Here is a 19,210-nt window from a genome sequence, read left to right as displayed (position 1 = left end):
AATACGCCCCTACATAACAAATACAATGGCAAATTTTAGTACTCATATTACGGTAGCAGCCGCTGGGGCTGGTTTGCTGTCTGTTCTCTGCTTGCAGGTTGGCTTAGCTGACCCGCAAGAGGCGTTGATGTTGGCGTTGCTTGGCACGATGGGGGGTATTTTACCGGATATTGACCTGCAACATGCTTACCCTAGCCGTATCATGTTTTCATTATTCGGCATTGTCGCAGCCTTTATGCTGGTATTTTCCAAGAAAAATGACTTGTCGATTGTGGAGTTATGGGGCGTTGGTTTGATCACGTTTGGCATGATTCGTTTCCCAATCTGGACGGTCTTTCATCAATATACCCATCACCGTGGTTCTATCCATTCATTAGTGGCAGCCGTGTTGTTTATGTTGTTAACCACCGCGTTTGCTTACCATGTGATGGAGAAAATACCCTTTATGGCTTGGCTGTTTGGGTTGTTTGTGTTTTTGGGGTTTATACTGCATTTGCTACTGGATGAGCTGTATAGCGTTGATTTCATGAATGCTAGAATCAAGCGCTCTTTTGGAACAGCCTTCAAAATTCTCGACTGGAAAAAACGTGAAAAATCTACCCTATTGGTCATCGCCACGATTCTTGCGTGGGCAGTTACACCTGAATCACGTGCTTTTTGGGATACATTGTTGAGCGCTGATACCTACCGGATTATTGGCTCACGTTTCCTGCCATAGTTTCCACCTTGTCGGGATAGTAGTGTTCCCGGAAGGAGTGAAAGGGGTAGTCTTGTAATAGTTTGTCCAGCTTGGGTTGGATACTGCCCCGGCGGGCAAACTGGTGAACCGCCATTTTGAGTGGGATGGTGACTTGTTGCGAAACTTCCCGGTATTCGTGGGTATCCAGCTCGTAAGGGTGCATGTAAAAGATGCTGGTCGTGTGATTTAGATCGCGTGCCAGCCAGCGTGAGAGCCAGTAAGGATAAATGCGGAAATAGCCGCCACCCATGACCGGCAGGTTTTTGCCCAATACCCGACTGACACTCATTGGGTAACAATCCAGCCCACGTTCGGCGATGCGTTGCAAAATACTGTCATCGGTAAACCCGTAGCAACTGCGCACGGTCGCGAGCATGATGGACGAGTCGTAAATAATCCCCCGTTCCCGCAGCGCGTCACAGTACCAGTCAAGAATATCATCCCGTACCGAAAACGTCGGGGCGCGGAAGCCGATGACTTTTTCCCCGCTGATGTCTTCCAGCAAGCCGACTGAACGTTGCATTTCGGCGCGGAATTGCGCTTCGGTCAGGTTGTAAATCATGCGATGGCTATGGGAATGGCAGGCCAGTTCATGCCCAGCGCTGGCAATGGCTTTGATCAGGCGCGGGAATTTTTCGGCAACCATACCTTGCACAAAGAATGTGCCGGTGATGTTATGGCTGTCCAGAATATCCAGCAGACGGCTGGTGTTGCGGACGACACGACTGGAAACATCTCTGTCGAAGTCGTAAACCGATTGTTGCCAGTCTTCAATATCAGCCGTGAAAATCATGCGGTGGCCTCTCCAATGTCAATAGGGGTGCTGCGGGTACAAGATAGATATAGATCACCCAGAATGTCGAGGATGCGTTCCTCTGAAAACTGCTGCTTGGCATGTTCGTGGGCGGCTTTGCCCATTTGCTGGCGCAGTTCCGGGTTATTGATGAACCAGAGCATGTGTTCAGCGAGTGCTTGCGGGGAATCAAGCGGTGTTTTGAAGCCGGTTTTTTGGTCAATAATGGCTTCGCGGCTGCCTTTGACATCGGTACAAATGACGGGTTTGCCGGATGCCATCGGTTCGATCAGGGCACGGGGGATGCCTTCGGCAAATGAGGTGAGTAACCCGACATCAATGCTTTGGTAAAACGCGGGCATGTCGTTGCTGTATTCGACGATTTCTACCACATCAGCCAGCCCTTTTTGTTGGATGGCTGCGATGACCTCGGCTTGCAAATAGCCCTGCCCAATCAGTTTCACCTTGAAGTCGCGGGTTTTTTTCGTCAGTAATTCAACGGCATCCAGCAGCAAAACATGGTTTTTGATAGGTTCAAAGCGGGCGACCATGCCAAACGTGGTGGGTGTTTGACGAGGTGTAAAGTCGGGTACGAATCTGTTCAGATTGATCCCGTTGCCCAGAAACACCATTTGCGATTCATTCAGTAATTGGTGTTCTCGCACCAGTTCCATGTCTTCACGCAACTGGAACAGCGAATAGCGCACGGTTTTCTTCAGCACTTTTTCGATCAGGATATAGGCTTTGCGTGCCAATGAACCGGTATTTTCGGCAATACTGTAGCCGTGACTTTGGTAAATCCATACGGTTTTTGAGTCGAAAAATGCCAAGAAGCGTCCAACCAAGCCAGGTATGCCAAAGTGCAGGTGTACAGCATCATAGCCACCGTGTTTAATGGCGCGGCGCAAATTCCAAGCAGAGCGTGCCAGTTGTAAGGGGTTCAGGCTGCGGTGCATGGTTTCGACTACCACGTTCATGCCTTGTTCTTGCATGAGGGTGACTTCTAAGCCTGCGCTGCATAATACATCCACCCGCATTTTCCCAGCATGGCGCTGGTTGAGCGCGTGTGCACGGTGGAATACCAGTGCGTAGGCTGAGCTACTGACGGTGCAAACTTCCAGAATTTTTAAGCGATTATCTTTCATGGGGCTGTTTTCATTATTCAGTAAAATTTGTGGATTAGGGCGCGAGAAAGGCCATTCATCACCACTTCGGGGGTGTTGCGTATTAACCAAGAGGCGGCGTCCTGCACGCTTGAGCGGCTGCGGGGTAATGCAGCAATATTCATTTGGTAGTAGTAAATTTTGTGGCTGCGGTTGGCGAGTTTTAGTTTGAATTGGTGTGGATTGCTGCCTTCTGAAGAGCGCCCTAGATTGTAGGTTTTACGCCCACTGGCACCACAATACTCGATCATTTGCCAGAGCATGGCGAGGAAAACATTATGCTTTTTATAATCGGTATGGATGCCCGACCATGCACCGTAGACTTCATCCTGACTAACAAAGCTCACCGACGATACCACGGGAATGCCATCCATATACCCAACAAAGATCTCCATGTGGGCTGGGCATTGCATCATTAGGTCAGTAAAGAACTGTTTAGGATGGAGTAGGCTACCAATATCATGCAGGCTCATGCGGTAAAGCTGGTAAAACTCGTCCAGCAGCGTGGTATTCAAGCCAATTGTGGAGGTAAATCCCTGTTTCAAAGGGCGGCGGATATTTTTTCGAGTGTTAGTTGATAGTTTGTTCCAGATAGCGTCTACAGAGGGTTGGATATCGACATTCAGTTCAACTTTGTCGGATTGGTCGGTCAGGCAGGGAATATGCTGTGCAGTGCGTATTTCCAATGACTTCACGCGGGTTGTTGCCAATTCACGCGCCAGTTGTTCAATGGTTACAGCATAATCGTTGTCGGCAAGCGCGGTAATCAGGCCGGTTTTGTCAAAACCAGCCCCTAAAATCAGCGTTTGTTTGCCAAACAATGGGTTGCGGCGAAACGCCGGGATAGTGATAGCCTCCATGAACACCTGCACGGATTCTAGCCGGAATTCACGCGCTAAAATTGCCCGGAAGGCTGGGCTGGAGAATATATCGCCTACAGCAGGTGTTGGCGTGACCGGGTGCTCCGTTGTAATGGTTATGCTCATGTTTCACGGGGGTCTTGTTTTTATGATGCGCTATTTGTATGACGTTGGGAAAAGACGCGCCAGTATGGGCAGATTAACGGGGGTGCTTGACAGGGTGGGCGGTAACGGTGCCCGCTTATCTAGAAAATGCCCGCGAATGCAGGCTAAACTTTGCGGTATGGCAGCGGCTGTTGGAGAATAGACGACATACTAACAATTATCTCCATTAGAGAATTATGTTAACAGTTAATAATAAAAGCAGTGTTACCTATCAGCATTCTCCCGTCAGCGAACCAGTGCCGTATCTTGCGGTGCCTGCTAGCGGAGTCGCTAACCACACACTGACACTTGAAGATGTGTGGAAACGCCTGATGCGGCAAAAATGGACGTTGCTGTTAACGGCACTCTCCATTCTATTGTTAACAGCTTATATCACTTGGACAACACCGCCGAGCTACCGTGCAGGAGCAACCATCCAGATTGAAAAGGAAGGTGTGCAAGTCGTCAATTTCGGCACGCTGAACAGTGCTGCGCCTGATATGGGGGAGCAGGACCCTTTCTTTCGCACCCAATACGAGCAGTTAAAAAGCCGCAAGCTGGCGACACAGGTTATTGCCGATCTGGATTTGAAAAGCCGTTTGTTTGAGCGCCCCGAGCCGTTCAGCTTGCTAACGTCGTTCAAGGTGATTCTCAAGGGACTATTTTCATCCTTGTTTCCGGCGCAACAAGGGACTGGATTATTGAAAAGTGCTGATTATGCCACTGATTTTTCGCAGAAACTGTACGTTGAGCCAATTGAAAAAACCCATTTGGTCAAAGTCTTTTTTGAAAGCCCTGATCCGGTGTTGTCAGCCGACATTGTGAATGCCCTGATTAATGCCTTTATCAAGGACAATATCAGTTCCCAAAGTGAAACAGACACTTATGCAAAAGCTTTTCTGGAACAGGAGATGGAAAAAGCCCGGCAACGCCTGACTTTGCAGGAGGCCAAGCAGATTGAGTACGCCAAGCAAAACGGTATTCTGGAAGTCAATAACAGCCAGTCCAGTCAGGAACGCAAACTGGATGAGCTGTATTCAGCCTTGGGGGAAGCCGAACGCGCTCGTATTCAAGCAGAAAGCCAGATGATTCAGGGGCGTAAGCGTAGCAACGCCCGTGAGGTGATCAACAATCCGATGCTGGAAGGTATCAAGCAAAACCTGAGCACGCTGGAAGCCGAGTATCAGGACAAGCTCAAGCAGTTCAAGCCCGCATTCCCCGATATGGTGAGTTTACGGGAGCGCATTGAAGAATTGCGGCGTCAGTTGAATAGCGAAACCGGACGTATTAGACAATCCCTGCAAGCCGATGATAGCTCCGCCAGACGTGCCGACTTTTTGTCAGCGAAAAAGCTGGAAGACGATTTACGTGTGCAGGTCGATGCTTACAAGGGTGAGCTGGTCGCGTTGCGTGATAGCAGCATTGAGTACAATGCCCTCAAGCGTGAAGTGGAAACCAGCCGCAACCTTTACGATGGCTTGTTACAGCGCATGAAAGAGGTGAGTGTCGCCTCCAATGTCACCAGCAGCAATATTCGTGTAGTGGATGCGGCTGCCCCTGACGACAATATTTTCCGCCCAAAAAAGGCACTTAACCTGATTCTCGGTGGTTTGGTGGGCTTGATGCTGGGCGTTGGGGCGGCCTTGTTGCGTGAAACCCTGAGCCAAAGCATTAGTTCGGTGACGGAGTTGCAGGCGCTGAGTGGTTTGCCGGTGCTGGGGACGATTCCGCATGTACGCCATTTGTCCGAGAGTAATCTGGCACTGGCAACAGTGCGTGATGCGGGTTCGCTACTGGCGGAATCCTACCGGGTGATGACGGCTAACTTGCGCTTTGTGTTGCCCGGCGGGTGTGCACCGCGTGTGACCCTGATTACCAGCGTCAATCCGGCAGAAGGTAAATCGACTTCAGCGGTCAATATTGCGCTCAGTCAGGCACAGCAGGGCTTAAAAGTGTTGCTGGTAGATGCTGACTTACGCCGCCCATCAGTGCATACCAAGCTGGGTTTGCCCAATGCACGCGGCTTGAGCAACTTCCTCAATGGCGAGGTGGACATCGCCAGCGTTACCCACCCTTCCCGCGAGGTTAAAGGCTTGTACCTGATTACGGCGGGAAGCCTGATTGCATCCGATCCGGTGCGCATGGTGTCTAGCCCGGCGATGGCGCAATTGTTGAACCTTGCTACCAAACACTTTGACAGCATTATCATTGACGGACCGCCGACAGCGGGGTTTGCGGATGCGATTTATCTGTCGTCGATGGCGGAAGCCACCGTGATTGTTGCAGATGAAGACCGTATCAACCGCAAACGTTTAGTGACGGCGATCGAGCAACTGCGTCGGGTAAGACAAAATGTAGTGGGCTTCCTGATGGTCAAGTCACAAGAAGAAACCATCGACTATCGTTACCATGACCGCTATCAGACCCGCATTCCCAGTAAGCCCGCAGCTAGTAGTGCAGCTAAGGCAAAGGGTAAGCGCAAGGGCTTGAACCTGTCGCCCGCCCTTTAAAAACGGTCGATCAGGTCGATTACATCTCTGAAACGGGTAAAACCGTGGTTGCCCCCCTGAAATACCAGTTGGTGGGCATCACGGTAATAGCCGGTAGCGTCCCGCCAGTCCAATGTCTTGTCACCATTTTCCAGCATGAGCAGCATGTTTTGCGGGTGCTGGGGGGAAAGTTGATCCAGCGCGATTAATTCATCCAGATGATCCTGGGTGAAGGTATAAGTCTGGCTTTCCTCATGCCAGTTTTTCTGCACAGTCCCGACCACAGGCCGTAACAACAGCCCCGGATGCACGGCGGGGTTGATCAGTGCTGCTTTCAGTTTGTATTGGGCAACCAGATGGGTCGCATAGAAACCACCGAGGGAACTACCAATCAATTTGGGCGGGGTTTCCGCACGTTCGATCAGTTCCGAGAGCAGGGCAATGGCTTGTGCCGGACGATCAGGCAGGTCGGGGGCAATCCATTCGTGTCCACGATGGCGTGCTTCCAGCCAGCGCTTGAGTTCTTGCGCTTTGCCAGCTTGTGAAGAGGAATTGAAGCCGTGGATATACAGAAACATAATATGGCTTTGTAGAATTAAGTGCTCTCTCCCGTTCCCTTCGATTTCGCTCAGGGAACGGGGGGAGTTTGAGGCGTATTACGGCAAGTAAGTCTTGCCCATCAAAAAGCGGTCACATTCACGGGCGGCTTCGCGGCCTTCGTTAATCGCCCAAACGATCAGGCTTTGACCACGACGCATATCCCCGGCGGCAAAAACGCCCGGCAGGTTGGTGGTGTACTTGCCATAGTCGGCTTGCACGTTACCACGCGGGTCAGTTGCCAGCGTCAGCGCATCAATCAGGGTTTTTTCAGGCCCAGTAAAGCCCATGGCCAGCAACACCAGTTGGGCAGGTAACACTTCTTCCGTGCCTTCAACTTCGACCAGGTTCATGCGCCCGCCTGAACCCTGTTCCCAGCGTACTCCAACGGTATGGATGGCTGTCACATGACCATTCTCATCACCCACCAGTTTCTTGGTGGAAATGAGGTAATCACGTGGGTCACGCCCGAACACCGCCGCTGCTTCTTCCTGACCGTAGTCGATTTTGTGGACACGTGGCCATTCTGGCCAAGGGTTATCCGCCGCCCGCGCATCCGGCGCACGCGGCATGATTTCCAGTTGATTGACGGACTTGCAGCCGTGGCGCACGGAAGTGCCCACGCAGTCAGTGCCAGTATCGCCACCACCAATCACGATAACGTCCAAGCCTTTAGCCGAAATGTAGTTGCCATTTTCCAGATTGGAATCCAGCAGGCTCTTGGTATTGGCAGTGAGGAACTCCATCGCGTAATGCACGCCCTTGAGGTTACGCCCTTCAACCGGCAGGTCACGTGGCTGGGTTGCGCCTGCGCACAACACCACAGCATCAAAATCGTTGCGCAAGGTGTCAGCGGCAATGTCTTTGCCCACTTCCACGCCGGTCACGAAGTTCACGCCTTCGGCTGCCATCAGGTCAACGCGGCGTTGCACCACTTCTTGCTTGTCCAGCTTCATATTGGGGATGCCGTACATCAGCAAGCCACCAATGCGGTCAGCACGTTCGTATACAGTGACTTCGTGGCCTGCCTTATTCAACTGGTCGGCACACGCCATGCCCGCAGGGCCGGAACCGACCACGGCAACTTTTTTGCCGGTGCGCTCAGTGGGTGGCTCTGGTTTAACCCAACCTTCTTCAAACGCCTTGTCAATAATGCTGACTTCGTTCAGCTTGATGGTGACAGGTGGTTCGCTGATGCCGAGGGTGCAAGAGCCTTCGCACGGCGCTGGACACACCCGCCCGGTGAATTCCGGGAAGTTGTTGGTCATGCGCAGGCGTTCGTAGGCTTCCTTCCACAAACCCCGGAAGATCATGTCGTTCCATTCGGGGATCAGGTTGTGTACCGGGCAACCACTTGCGCCACCGGGTAAGATTTTCCCGGTTTGGCAGAAGGGGATGCCGCATTCCATGCAACGTGCGCCTTGTTCACGGCTTTCGACTTCGCGCTCGAAATGCAGGTGAAATTCACGCCAGTCCTTGATGCGTTCCATCGGGGCGCGGTCGGCTGGCAACTCGCGTTGGTATTCGAGGAATCCTGTAGGTTTTCCCATGACTTACTCGTTCTCCTTAGTTGCCGCTGACGCGCGACGCATCACTATTGTTTGCTGTAAAGGCTGCCATCAGCGCTTCTTCACCGGAAAGCCCCTGTTCCTCGAAGGAACGGATCGCTTCCAGCATCCGTTGGTAGTCATTGGGCATGACGCGCACGAAACTGCCCGCCAGCTTGTCCCAATCGGCCAGAATCATGCTGGCGCGAGTACTGCCGGTATGCAGCAAATGCTTTTCGATCATGGCTTTGACTTCCGCCATTTCTGCCGCATCGCTCAACGGGCTGTAGGCCACCATTTCGGTGTTGCCGCTGATCGCGAGGATGCCCGTCGGGTCGTAAACGTAAGCCACGCCGCCGGACATGCCCGCGCCGAAGTTACGCCCAACCTTGCCGAGCACGACCACGCGTCCGCCGGTCATGTATTCGCAGCCGTGGTCGCCGGTGCCTTCGACAACGACGCGCACACCGGAGTTACGCACACAGAAACGTTCGCCTGCGACACCACGGATGTAGGCTTCACCGTCACTCGCCCCGAAGAACGCGACGTTACCGATCAGGATATTATCCTCAGCGGCGAATTGCGCATCTTTACGTGGGTAAACGATGATCTTACCACCCGACAAACCTTTGCCGATGTAGTCGTTGGAATCACCTTCCAGCTCCAGTGTCATGCCTTTAGGGACAAATCCACCGAAACTTTGACCCGCCGAACCGTTGAATTTCAGGCGGATGGTGTCTTCCGGCAAGCCTGCTGCGCCGTATTTGCGGGTAACTTCCGAGCCAGTAATCGTGCCTGCTACGCGGTCAATGTTCTTGATCGCAAATTCAGCGGTAACAGGTGTACCGTTGTCGATGGCAGGCTGGCAAGCCTTGAGGATATGTTGCTCATCCAGTGAGTTAGCAATGCCGTGATCCTGTTCGCGGGTGCAGAATACGCCGTCGCACTCTTCCAATTTAGGTGTGAACAGGATTTTGCTCATGTCGACCATGCTGGCTTTCCAGTGGCCTTGTGCCGGATCCTGACGCAATTTGTCGACACGACCCACCATTTCATCAATGGTACGGAAGCCGAGTTTCGCCATGTATTCACGCAACTCTTCGGCAATGAACATCAGCAGGTTGACCACGTATTGTGGGTCGCCAGCGTATTTCTTGCGCAGTTCCGGGTTCTGGGTGGCAATGCCTACCGGGCAGGTGTCCAGATGGCAAACGCGCATCATGACACAACCCAGCGCGACCAGTGGCAGTGTTGCGAAACCGTATTCTTCCGCACCCAGCAAGGCAGCAATGGCTACGTCACGGCCAGTCATCAGCTTGCCATCGGTTTCCAGACGCACGCGGCTACGCAGGTTGTTGAGCAACAAGGTTTGGTGTGTTTCTGCCAGACCCAGTTCCCACGGTAAACCGGCGTGTTGTACGCTGGTTTTCGGGGAAGCGCCGGTGCCGCCGTCATAACCTGAAATCAGGATGACATCAGCCTTGCCTTTGGCAACCCCGGCAGCAATCGTGCCGACGCCGACTTCGGAAACCAGTTTGACGTTGATCCGCGCACGTTTGTTGGCGTTTTTCAGGTCATGGATGAGCTGTGACAAGTCTTCGATTGAGTAAATGTCATGGTGAGGCGGTGGTGAAATCAGGCCAACGCCCGGTGTTGTGCCACGCACTCGTGCTACCCACGGGTAAACTTTCTTGCCCGGTAACTGACCGCCTTCACCCGGTTTTGCGCCTTGTGCCAGTTTGATCTGGATTTCTTGCGCATTGTTCAGGTAATAACTGGTCACGCCGAAACGCCCGGAAGCGACTTGCTTGATAGCACTGTTGCGGGAATCGCCGTTAGCATCCGGAGTGAAGCGTGCCGGATCTTCGCCACCTTCGCCAGAGTTGGAGCGTCCGCCTAAGCGGTTCATGGCGATGGCCAATGCCTCGTGTGCTTCTTGACTGATCGAGCCGAAGGACATTGCGCCAGACTTGAAACGTTTGACGATAGCGTTGGCGGGTTCGACTTCACTTAACGGAATGGCTTGGTCAGCGTAGTTGAAGTCGAGCAGGTTACGCAGGTTGAACTTAACCTCAGCATCTTCGTGCATCAGCTTGCTGTACTCTTTATACAGCTTGTAGTCACCCATCCGCACGGCCTTTTGCAAGGTGTAAATGGTGGATGGGTTGTACTGGTGCTCTTCTTCTTCATTGCGCCATTGGAACACGTTGCCCGCTTTTAATGAGCGTTGTTCAGCATCGTGGTGGTCATACGCCATTTGGTGACGGATAAGTGTTTCCTTAGCAATGACACCGAGATCTATGCCGCCGATACGGGAAGCTGTCGCGGTGAAATACTTATCAATGACAGTGCTATTAATGCCGAGCGCTTCAAAGATTTGTGCACCACGGTAAGATTGAATGGTGGAAATGCCGATTTTCGACATAACCTTGACCACGCCTTTGGTAACAGCCTTGATGTATTTCTGTACCGCGTAATCGTACTTGAGGTTAGGCAACAAGCCTTCACGCCCTAAGTCATCCAGCGATTCAAACGCCAGATACGGGTTGATGGCTTGTGCACCGTAACCCAACAAGACCGCAAAGTGATGTACTTCACGCGGTTCGCCGGATTCGAGGATCAAGCTGACACGAGTACGTTTGCCATCACGGATCAGGTGATGGTGCAAGCCTGCGACTGCCAATAATGACGGAATCGGTGCATTGTCAGAATCCGCCAGCCGGTCGGACAGCACGATCAGGTTTGCTCCATTGTCGATTTCATGATCGGCCATTGCAAACAAGTGTTCCATTGCCGCATTCAGTCCCGCTTCGCCATCGGCAGCACGGAATGTAATCGGCAGGGTGATGCACTTGAAGCCTTCGCGCTGAATATGGGTCAGCTTGTCCAGTTCAGCATTGCCCAGAATCGGGGTTTGCAGTTGGATTTGTTGGCAACTGGCCGCTGTCGGTGCGGTAACATCGCCCTCAGAACCCAAGGTGGTGTAAGACGAGGTGACGATTTCTTCACGGATTGAGTCAATCGGCGGGTTGGTGACTTGCGCGAACAACTGCTTGAAATAGTTGAACAACGGTTGTGCCTGATTCGATAGCACTGCAATCGGTGAGTCGATACCCATTGCACCCAGCGGATCAATGCCGGTCAGTGCCATTGGCACGAGCACTTTACGCACGTCTTCATAGGTGTAGCCGAACATTTTCTGGCGTTGTACCAGCGTTTCGTGTTCTGGCAAGGCTCTGTGTGGCGCTTCCGGTAGATCGTTGAGTTCAATCAGGTTGCTGGCCAGCCAATCTTGATATGGCTTAGCGGCTGCCATTTCCAGCTTGATTTCTTCATCAGCGATGATGCGTCCTTGGGCGGTATCCACCAGCAACATGCGCCCTGGTTGCAGGCGTTGCTTGGACACGATGGTGCTTTGGTCAAGATCATCTAGCACGCCGACTTCGGAGGCCAAGATGATCATGTCATCGTTGGTTACATAATAGCGTGAAGGCCGTAAGCCGTTACGGTCAAGCGTTGCACCGACAATCGTGCCATCGGTGAAGCCCATCGCCGCAGGACCATCCCACGGCTCCATCAGGCAGCTATGGTATTGGTAGAAGGCTTTCTTTTCAGGACTCATGCTTTCATGGTTTGACCACGGTTCGGGAACCATCATCATCATGGCATGGGGCAGGGAGTAGCCTGATAGGTACATGAATTCCAGCGTGTTATCAAACATCGCTGAGTCACTGCCGTCAGGGTTGATGACCGGGAAAACGTTATCCAGACTGGTGTTGAATACGTCGGTTTTGATCATGCCCTGACGTGCATTCATCCAGTTGACGTTACCGCGCATGGTGTTGATTTCACCATTGTGGATCAGGTAACGGTTGGGATGCGCCCGCTCCCAGCTTGGGAAGGTATTGGTGGAAAACCGCGAGTGTACCATCGCAATGGCAGTTTCCATGTGTGGGTTGGATAAATCACGGTAGAACTGCCCAACTTGTTCGGTGGTGAGCATTCCTTTATAGACCAGCGTGCGCGAAGACAGGCTGGGGAAATAAATATGACCGGTGACATCCGGGCTGCCCACCAGGTTTTGGGTGCGCTTGCGGATCACGTACAGCTTGCGCTCGAAATCAATGCCTGCTGCGACATCATCCGACTTGGCGATAAACACCATGCGGATGAAGGGCATACCTTTCAACGCCGTTTTGCCAATCGGTGTCGGGTTGGTGGGCACGTCACGCCAGCCCAACAGGGTTTGGCCTTCCTCTTCTACAATGCGGGCGAACAGGGAGGCAACATCAGCGCGTGCGTCGGCATCTTGTGGCAAGAAGACCATGCCTACGGCATAATGACCGGGTTCCGGTAATTTGATGTTGAGTGATTTGCACTCGGCTGCAAGAAAGGTATGCGGGAGCTGGAGCAAGATGCCCGCGCCATCGCCGGTATTCTCTTCGCAGCCACAAGCGCCTCGGTGCTCCATGTGGGTCAAGACTTTTAACGCCTGTTGGACGATTTCATGTGACTTGACACCTTTCAGGTGAGCCACAAAGCCCATGCCACATGCATCGTGTTCAAAGCCAGGGTCGTAAAGCCCTTGCGATGGGGGTAATTCAGTGTATCTCATCGTAGTCTCAGGCGATAAAAGGGTGAGTATTATGGACTAAAATGCCAGTTTAGGGCTAGAACCTTAGCGCGTTTTTGTCGATATGAACAGAAGGTGTTATCACGATATGGCGTATACTACCTTGCCCGGATAACAGAACACTATCATTTCGCTATTTTATGAGTACAGCAGGCCGCATTCCTCGCGAATTTATTGATCAGCTTCTTGCCCGTGTCGACATTATCGACGTGGTAGGTTCGCGCGTACCCCTTAAAAAGGCGGGGCGTGAGTACATGGCGTGCTGTCCTTTTCATAATGAAAAAACACCTTCGTTTACGGTTAGTCCGACGAAACAGTTCTACCATTGTTTTGGTTGTGGGGTACACGGTTCCGCCATTTCTTTTTTGATGGAATACGAACATCTGGAGTATCCAGAGGCGATTGAGGCACTAGCACGCACTATTGGGGTGCAAGTGCCCCGTGAAGGTGCAGCGGATGCACCAACGCGTAAGCGTAAAGACCCCAATCTGTATACCTTGTTGGAAGAGGCTGCTGTCTGGTTTCAGGCACAATTGAAACAAAACCCTGATGCGACTGGGTATTTACAGCAGCGCGGCTTGAGCGGGGAAGTTTCTACCCGCTTTGGTTTGGGCTATGCCCCGGTCAACAGCAATCTAGGGCGTGAATTGCACCAGTACGGCGAAGACAAGCTGGTGGCGAGCGGCATGTCTATCCGCAATGATGCCGGGCGAGTGTATGACCGTTTCCGTGAACGCATTATGTTCCCTATTCGTGACCGGCGCGGGCGGGTCATTGGGTTTGGCGGACGGATTATTGGCGATGGGACGCCCAAATACCTGAATTCCCCCGAAACCGACATATTCCACAAGGGGGCTGAACTCTACGGCCTGTTTGAGGCGCGTCACGATACCCGCAAGCTGGGGCGTTTGCTGGTGGTGGAAGGCTACATGGATGTGATCGCCCTAGCGCAATATGGCATCACTTACGCAGTGGCAACGCTGGGAACAGCCACAACCCCGGAACATATCCGCCAGTTACTACGTTTAGTGCCGGAAGTGGTGTTCTGTTTCGACGGCGACCGGGCAGGGCGGGACGCCGCCTGGCGTGCGCTGGAAAATGCTTTGCCGGAATTGCGTGATGATAAGGAAATCCGTTTCCTGTTCCTGCCGCAGGGGGAAGACCCGGATACGCAAGTCCGCAGCATTGGCAAGGATGCTTTTGAAGCGCAAGTAGCCGAGGCGCTGACCTTGAGTGCTTATTTGATTGCCGGTTTGAAGGAGCGTTTCAATATCAGCACCAAAGAAGGCAAGGCACGCCTGTTGAATGATGGCCTGAAATTACTGGTTACCATGCCGGTTATTTTGTTCCGGGAGCAAATTCTCGGAGAATTGTCTACACTCACGGACACGCCATTGGAAGTGGTACGCCGTCATCTGAAAAAAAATTCAGCGGGCGAGATAATCCCGGCCTATAATCAGGCGCGGCTCGGTGATCAGGATGTACGCCGTACCCCAATAGAACATGCTATTGCGCTGTTATTGCACAATCCGGTATTGGTGGAAGTGGCTGATAGTGCTGAACAGATTCTCGATTATGATTTGAAGTACACGGGTTTACTAGCAGCCATCATTGAAAATATCGAGGAGAATCCCCATATACATCTCGCAGGTCTGCTGGAGCAGTTTCGCCAAACAGAGCATGAGAGTGTTGTGCAACGGCTATCCAACTGGCGGCTTGAAACGGATGATGAAGCTGTTATACGGCGTGAATTTGCCGACTGTCTGCAACAAATCAGGCGTCAGTCGCGTCAAAAGCAGCTAGAAATACTGTTACACCGTGGTCAAACCCAGGTGTTAAGTGAGCAAGAGCGTAGTGATTTGGCTTATCTACTACTTCAGGACTATAAAAGTCCGGGGGCGTGATAACCCACCGTGGTTGCATTTTATAAAAATGTGATATACTTACCGACCTTTTTTCCAGAGAGTTTTAGGGCATGAGTCAAGAAGAGCAGCAGCAGTCAAGCTTGAAAGAGTTAATTGCCAAAGGTAAGGAGCAGGGCTACCTCACCTATGCTGAGGTCAACGACCATCTTCCAGATACCATCGTTGACCCCGAGCAGATTGAAGATATCGTTGCCATGATCAACGATATGGGCATTACGGTGTTTGAACATGCCCCGGATGCGGATTCCCTGTTGCTGAATGACGACGCGCCTCAGGCGGATGACGAAGCCGCTGAGGAAGCAGCAGCAGCGTTGGCGAACGTTGACGGTGATTTCGGGCGGACAACTGACCCAGTGCGTATGTACATGCGTGAAATGGGCACAGTCGAGTTGTTGACCCGTGAGGGTGAAATCCAGATCGCCATTCGTATTGAGGAGGGTTTGAACGAAATTCTGCGGGCGTTGGCGCAATACCCAGCATCAACCGAACTCTTGTTGGAGAAGGCTACGCTCGTTGACTCTGAAGAGATGCGCCTGACCGATGTCATCAACGGCTTTGTGAACCCTGACGAAGACTTGAGTGCTTTCCCGGTCGCAGCGGTTGTGGAAGAGGTTCTGGTGGAAGCTGTCGCTGAAGATGAAGCAGCGGTAGCTGAAGAGGAAGATGACGACGACGTTGAAGACCCGGTTGACACAGGCCCGGATCCTGAAGAGGCGCGTCTCAAGTTTGCGGAACTGCGCGAACTGTATGAAGCCTCGAAAGCCGCGAGTCTGGGTAATGACCAATTGGCCTATACCGCCACTCGTGATGCCGTCGCTACCAAATTCATGGAATTCCGTCTGGCTCAGCCGATCATTGAGCAGTTGACCATACAATTGAATGAAATCGTTGATCGTATTCGCCAGAACGAACGCCACATTATGAAGTTGTGCGTGCAAAAAGGCGGCATGGCGCGTCAGGACTTCATCGACAGCTTCCCGAACAATTCCACCGATCTGGAATGGTTGACTAATTACTGTGCCACCAAGCGTGGGGATAGCAGCCGTTTGCTGGCATTCTTGCCCAAAACGCAGGAAGCCCAAAAAGAATTGCTGGATATTGAGCGCGAATGCAACCTGTCGATCTCGCAAATCAAAGACATCAACCGCAGCATGTCAGTCGGCGAAGCCAAAGCCCGCCGTGCCAAAAAAGAGATGGTCGAAGCCAACTTGCGTTTGGTTATCTCCATTGCCAAGAAATACACTAACCGTGGCCTGCAATTCCTCGATCTGATTCAGGAAGGCAATATTGGCCTGATGAAAGCGGTCGACAAGTTTGAATATCGCCGTGGTTACAAATTCTCGACTTACGCGACCTGGTGGATTCGTCAGGCGATTACCCGTTCGATTGCGGATCAGGCACGTACCATCCGTATTCCGGTGCACATGATCGAAACCATCAACAAGCTCAACCGCATTTCGCGCAAATTGTTGCAGGAAAAAGGCCGTGAAGCGACCCCAGAAGAATTGGCCGAAGCGATGGATATGCCGGAAGACAAAATCCGCAAAGTCCTGAAAATCGCCAAGGAACCGATTTCAATGGAAACCCCGATTGGTGACGATGAAGATTCGCATCTGGGTGACTTCATTGAGGACGGCAATATCCTGTCGCCGATTGAGTCTGCCACCACGTCGAGCTTGTCGGAAATCACCCGTGAAGTGCTTTCCAGCCTGACTTCGCGTGAGGCCAAAGTCCTGCGGATGCGTTTCGGTATCGACATGAATACTGACCATACGCTGGAAGAAGTGGGCAAGCAGTTTGACGTAACCCGTGAGCGTATCCGTCAGATTGAAGCTAAAGCCTTGCGCAAGTTGCGTCATCCGAGCCGTTCAGATATGCTTCGCAGCTTCCTTGAATACGAGCCGGGCGTCTTGCCGACGAACTAACCGTAACGTTTTCCGGGCCTATAGCTCAGTTGGTTAGAGCAGGGGACTCATAATCCCTTGGTCCTAGGTTCGAGTCCTAGTGGGCCCACCAAATCCCCCTAAAACATCAAAGGCTTACAGTAATGAATGTGAGCCTTTTTTGTTTCTGGCTTCCTGAAAATAAATGGGGCTTTCCTGAAAATTAGCCATGAAAAAGCCCACTCGTGGTGGACTATTTCCAGAATAGGAATCGGGCAGGAATATCAATATTCACAGCACGCTGTATATCACAGTGTTAGACCGCAGATGCTACCGACATTTCAACATAACTCCTCCAGTAATCAACAAATAAGTTTCTAATTATATCAATAACTTGATTATGTTTTTAGTTGTTTATGTCTTTTAAATGCAGAAAAGAATCAACAAATAATTTCCTGTTTATCTTCACTGTCTTTCACATCAAATCCTATCATATGCAGAAAAAGAAAATAGTAGTAGTTGCAATAAAAACAACAGCTTACTTTGACTTATCGGTTCGGTAAGTTGTTGAGTGCTGGTGGTATTTGGTTTCGAGCTTGCTGATTAGCAGAATAGTTGGTTTTAGGTCGTTGGGCATGGTGTTGTAGTGGTTGCGGTTGAGTTGGGCAAGTTCGGCGCGGGATACTAGGGTGAGATTGCTTAGGGTGGGATTGGCCTTGTTGCCGTCGAGAAACTTTAAGGTGTGGCTTTTGGGGATTTTGCCGTGGGCTTGTTCCCAGATTAGCCGGTGGGTGGGCTTCCATGTCCCGGGTTCGGCAACTTTTGTCAATTGGTAGCCGCTACGCATCCGGGTGCTGCCAATGGGTCGGTGAGTATGTGGTGTGTGGCCTGGTTGGAAGCAGCCTTTGCCGTTGTTCAGCTTTAGCCCTTTCATGCCTTTGTTCCAGGTGGCGTGACCTTTTTCCATGTGACCTGTGCGCCCGGTTTGCCAGTTGCGACGATTGCAGAGGGATTGGAGTTGCGTCACGGGTACATTTGTTCCGAAGGTTTGGTTGTACTGACTGGTGAGTTCGGCGCGTGGCAGGTGGCGGTTGTTGCTGACGAAGAGCAATTGTTGGTATGTGTAGGTTTTTTCACGGTTGGCAGGGATGCCAAGCTCTTCCCTGAGCTTGGTTTCCAGCCATTTTTCATGGCTTTCGGTCATTACTTTGATTCCAGCATCTCGGGTAGGCAGGTCATGGGGATATTGGAATGTTCTTGTTTGAACTTCTCGGCATCCAGTGCCAGTTGCCCGATCTGTACGAGTTGTTTGGCAACGCCGGTGATGGCGCGGCTGCGCTCGATCTCGGTGGTGAGTGCGTCACCTTTGAGGTCTTCATCCCCTAGCCGTTCCAGTTGGGCAAAGAGGTGGTTGTTTAAGTCGACGAGTTTGTTTTTCATGCTATACCTTCTTCTACTTCCTGCATTTGATCATTCAGCCACACGCTGATTCCGTCGCCGTCTTCGTGACCAATGCAGTACCGGCTGCATGGTAATATTCCGAAGGTGTCTTCATCGTCGGCCTGGTCTTCATCGTAGTAACTACCATCTTCGAGCCAGTCGAGCATGGGGACTTTGACAACGCAGCCGGTTAGGTCGGTGTATTGTAAGTCGCTCATGCTGCTGCGCTCCACATTAGGGATTGTTGGCGGTTGGCGGTGAGTTTGGCTACTTCGGCGTAGAGTTCGGCTTCGAGGCGGCGGCTGTCGAAGCCGTTGCCGTTGCGGATGACTTCGCGGAAGAACCTTTTCTCGGCTTCCATTACGGCGCTGCGGAAGGCGAAGGCGAGCTTTCCCATGTCGGTGATCAGTGCCAGTGCGTTGTTGAATTGTGACGCTGGCAGGTTTTTGATGCTGTCTTCGACGTTGAACGCTTTGCGAAGACTGGCATAGGCGGCGTGAGAGGCTGCATTCCTGTAGTGGAAGTTTTCCTGCATTGCGCCAACCAAGCACGCGAGGTGGTTCATTTGGGTGGCGGTGATGTATTCCACTGCGGGTTTGGATGCTGCGGTATAACTGCCGGTTTTGCGGATGCTGGGTAGCACTTCATCACAAACCCAGCTTTCAAACTTTTCTGCTTCCGGTTTGCGGCTCTTGATGATCAGGCGGTAAAGGTTGCCTTCGGTGATGTAGGTGAGTGACTGAGTTCTTCCCATGCTGTCGATGGTGTCACGTTTCGTTACACCATCCGCCCGGCAATGATCCGCTAGGGCTTTTCGGCTATTGGTATAGCCCAGTACATCACAGACATCAGCAACTGCGAACCACGGATCACCATTGATAGTGATGATGCGAATGGCGTTTCCACCGAAGTTGTACGCGTTTGGGGCAACCGCTACCGCTGGTGCGGTTGGCTGGTTGACAGTGATGTTGATGTTGATATTATCTTGCATAGCCAT

Annotated in this window: 14 protein-coding genes and 1 tRNA gene; 5 read left to right on the top strand and 10 right to left on the bottom strand. The window is 52.0% G+C overall.

All coding sequences use genetic code 11. The features are described 5' to 3' along the window. Window positions 1-25 precede the first annotated feature (25 nt). Window positions 26-718 carry a metal-dependent hydrolase gene (locus J9253_RS06185; RefSeq protein ID WP_210223787.1) on the top strand — a complete coding sequence of 231 codons (693 nt, stop codon included), beginning with the start codon at window positions 26-28 and terminating at the stop codon, window positions 716-718. On the opposite strand, the gene J9253_RS06180 is transcribed toward J9253_RS06185, so the two are convergent. The 3 genes from J9253_RS06180 to J9253_RS06170 are packed head-to-tail and all read right to left on the bottom strand — an operon-like array spanning window position 693 to window position 3,681. After that, window positions 693-1,532 (bottom strand): polysaccharide deacetylase family protein, encoded by an 840-nt coding sequence (locus J9253_RS06180; RefSeq protein WP_210223786.1) that lies wholly within the window; start codon window positions 1,530-1,532, stop codon window positions 693-695. The genes J9253_RS06185 and J9253_RS06180 overlap by 26 nt on opposite strands. Further along, a complete protein-coding gene (locus J9253_RS06175) occupies window positions 1,529-2,677 on the bottom strand; it encodes a glycosyltransferase family 4 protein (protein WP_210223785.1) in 1,149 nt (382 codons plus the stop codon). The genes J9253_RS06180 and J9253_RS06175 overlap by 4 nt, the downstream gene beginning before the upstream one ends. A 17-nt stretch (window positions 2,678-2,694) precedes the next feature. Further along, window positions 2,695-3,681, bottom strand: a complete 987-nt coding sequence (locus J9253_RS06170; RefSeq protein WP_210223784.1) for a GNAT family N-acetyltransferase — start codon at window positions 3,679-3,681, stop codon at window positions 2,695-2,697. A 215-nt stretch (window positions 3,682-3,896) separates the two neighbouring features. On the opposite strand from J9253_RS06170, the gene J9253_RS06165 reads away from it, so the two are divergent. Next, window positions 3,897-6,209 carry a GumC family protein gene (locus J9253_RS06165; protein ID WP_210223783.1) on the top strand — a complete coding sequence of 771 codons (2,313 nt, stop codon included), beginning with the start codon at window positions 3,897-3,899 and terminating at the stop codon, window positions 6,207-6,209. Here the strand turns inward: J9253_RS06165 and J9253_RS06160 are convergent. From J9253_RS06160 to gltB, 3 genes are all read right to left on the bottom strand, one after another. Beyond that, window positions 6,206-6,766 (bottom strand): YqiA/YcfP family alpha/beta fold hydrolase, encoded by a 561-nt coding sequence (locus J9253_RS06160; protein ID WP_210223782.1) that lies wholly within the window; start codon window positions 6,764-6,766, stop codon window positions 6,206-6,208. The two genes, J9253_RS06165 and J9253_RS06160, sit on opposite strands and share 4 nt — an antisense overlap. A 78-nt stretch (window positions 6,767-6,844) precedes the next feature. Beyond that, window positions 6,845-8,335, bottom strand: coding sequence for a glutamate synthase subunit beta (locus J9253_RS06155; protein WP_028489066.1), 1,491 nt, complete (start codon window positions 8,333-8,335; stop codon window positions 6,845-6,847). Between the two features lie 16 nt (window positions 8,336-8,351). Beyond that, window positions 8,352-12,947 carry a glutamate synthase large subunit gene (gene gltB, locus J9253_RS06150; protein WP_210223781.1) on the bottom strand — a complete coding sequence of 1,532 codons (4,596 nt, stop codon included), beginning with the start codon at window positions 12,945-12,947 and terminating at the stop codon, window positions 8,352-8,354. A 158-nt stretch (window positions 12,948-13,105) separates the two neighbouring features. Between gltB and dnaG the strand changes: the two genes are divergently transcribed. The 3 genes from dnaG (at window position 13,106) to J9253_RS06135 (ending at window position 16,906) form a co-directional block, all read left to right on the top strand. Beyond that, entirely contained in the window at window positions 13,106-14,869 is a 1,764-nt protein-coding gene (dnaG, locus tag J9253_RS06145; protein WP_210223780.1) for a DNA primase, read from the top strand. Window positions 14,870-14,940: 71 nt separating this feature from the next. Continuing rightward, entirely contained in the window at window positions 14,941-16,815 is a 1,875-nt protein-coding gene (rpoD, locus tag J9253_RS06140) for an RNA polymerase sigma factor RpoD (protein WP_210223779.1), read from the top strand. 14 nt (window positions 16,816-16,829) lie between these two features. After that, window positions 16,830-16,906: transfer RNA gene (locus J9253_RS06135), tRNA-Ile, on the top strand. A 405-nt stretch (window positions 16,907-17,311) separates the two neighbouring features. On the opposite strand, the gene J9253_RS06130 is transcribed toward J9253_RS06135, so the two are convergent. Genes J9253_RS06130 through J9253_RS20905 form a run of 4 tightly spaced genes read right to left on the bottom strand, consistent with a single transcriptional unit; the run spans window position 17,312 to window position 19,204 of the window. Beyond that, window positions 17,312-17,977, bottom strand: a complete 666-nt coding sequence (locus J9253_RS06130) for an HNH endonuclease signature motif containing protein (RefSeq protein WP_210223778.1) — start codon at window positions 17,975-17,977, stop codon at window positions 17,312-17,314. Then, on the bottom strand, window positions 17,977-18,213 hold the full coding sequence (locus J9253_RS06125; protein WP_210223777.1) for a hypothetical protein: 237 nt from the start codon (window positions 18,211-18,213) through the stop codon (window positions 17,977-17,979). Before J9253_RS06125 ends, J9253_RS06130 begins: the two co-directional genes overlap by 1 nt. After that, window positions 18,210-18,431, bottom strand: a complete 222-nt coding sequence (locus J9253_RS06120; protein ID WP_210223776.1) for a hypothetical protein — start codon at window positions 18,429-18,431, stop codon at window positions 18,210-18,212. The genes J9253_RS06125 and J9253_RS06120 overlap by 4 nt, the downstream gene beginning before the upstream one ends. Continuing rightward, entirely contained in the window at window positions 18,428-19,204 is a 777-nt protein-coding gene (locus J9253_RS20905; protein WP_228291570.1) for a BRO-N domain-containing protein, read from the bottom strand. The genes J9253_RS06120 and J9253_RS20905 overlap by 4 nt, the downstream gene beginning before the upstream one ends. Window positions 19,205-19,210: the final 6 nt, after the last annotated feature.

It is taken from the genome of Thiothrix litoralis (genome assembly GCF_017901135.1).
Lineage (GTDB): Bacteria > Pseudomonadota > Gammaproteobacteria > Thiotrichales > Thiotrichaceae > Thiothrix > Thiothrix litoralis.
Note: the sequence above shows the minus strand (reverse complement) of the source record. Positions and strands in the feature narration are given on the sequence as shown.

Bases quoted from the DNA above. Each gene is read 5' to 3' on its own strand.
- J9253_RS06185 (WP_210223787.1), top strand. From the start codon at position 26: ATGGCAAATTTTAGTACTCATATTACGGTAGCAGCCGCTGGGGCTGGT.
- J9253_RS06180 (WP_210223786.1), bottom strand. From the start codon at position 1,532: ATGATTTTCACGGCTGATATTGAAGACTGGCAACAATCGGTTTACGAC.
- J9253_RS06175 (WP_210223785.1), bottom strand. From the start codon at position 2,677: ATGAAAGATAATCGCTTAAAAATTCTGGAAGTTTGCACCGTCAGTAGC.
- J9253_RS06170 (WP_210223784.1), bottom strand. From the start codon at position 3,681: ATGAGCATAACCATTACAACGGAGCACCCGGTCACGCCAACACCTGCT.
- J9253_RS06165 (WP_210223783.1), top strand. From the start codon at position 3,897: ATGTTAACAGTTAATAATAAAAGCAGTGTTACCTATCAGCATTCTCCC.
- J9253_RS06160 (WP_210223782.1), bottom strand. From the start codon at position 6,766: ATGTTTCTGTATATCCACGGCTTCAATTCCTCTTCACAAGCTGGCAAA.
- J9253_RS06155 (WP_028489066.1), bottom strand. From the start codon at position 8,335: ATGGGAAAACCTACAGGATTCCTCGAATACCAACGCGAGTTGCCAGCC.
- gltB (WP_210223781.1), bottom strand. From the start codon at position 12,947: ATGAGATACACTGAATTACCCCCATCGCAAGGGCTTTACGACCCTGGC.
- dnaG (WP_210223780.1), top strand. From the start codon at position 13,106: ATGAGTACAGCAGGCCGCATTCCTCGCGAATTTATTGATCAGCTTCTT.
- rpoD (WP_210223779.1), top strand. From the start codon at position 14,941: ATGAGTCAAGAAGAGCAGCAGCAGTCAAGCTTGAAAGAGTTAATTGCC.
- J9253_RS06130 (WP_210223778.1), bottom strand. From the start codon at position 17,977: ATGACCGAAAGCCATGAAAAATGGCTGGAAACCAAGCTCAGGGAAGAG.
- J9253_RS06125 (WP_210223777.1), bottom strand. From the start codon at position 18,213: ATGAAAAACAAACTCGTCGACTTAAACAACCACCTCTTTGCCCAACTG.
- J9253_RS06120 (WP_210223776.1), bottom strand. From the start codon at position 18,431: ATGAGCGACTTACAATACACCGACCTAACCGGCTGCGTTGTCAAAGTC.
- J9253_RS20905 (WP_228291570.1), bottom strand. From the start codon at position 19,204: ATGCAAGATAATATCAACATCAACATCACTGTCAACCAGCCAACCGCA.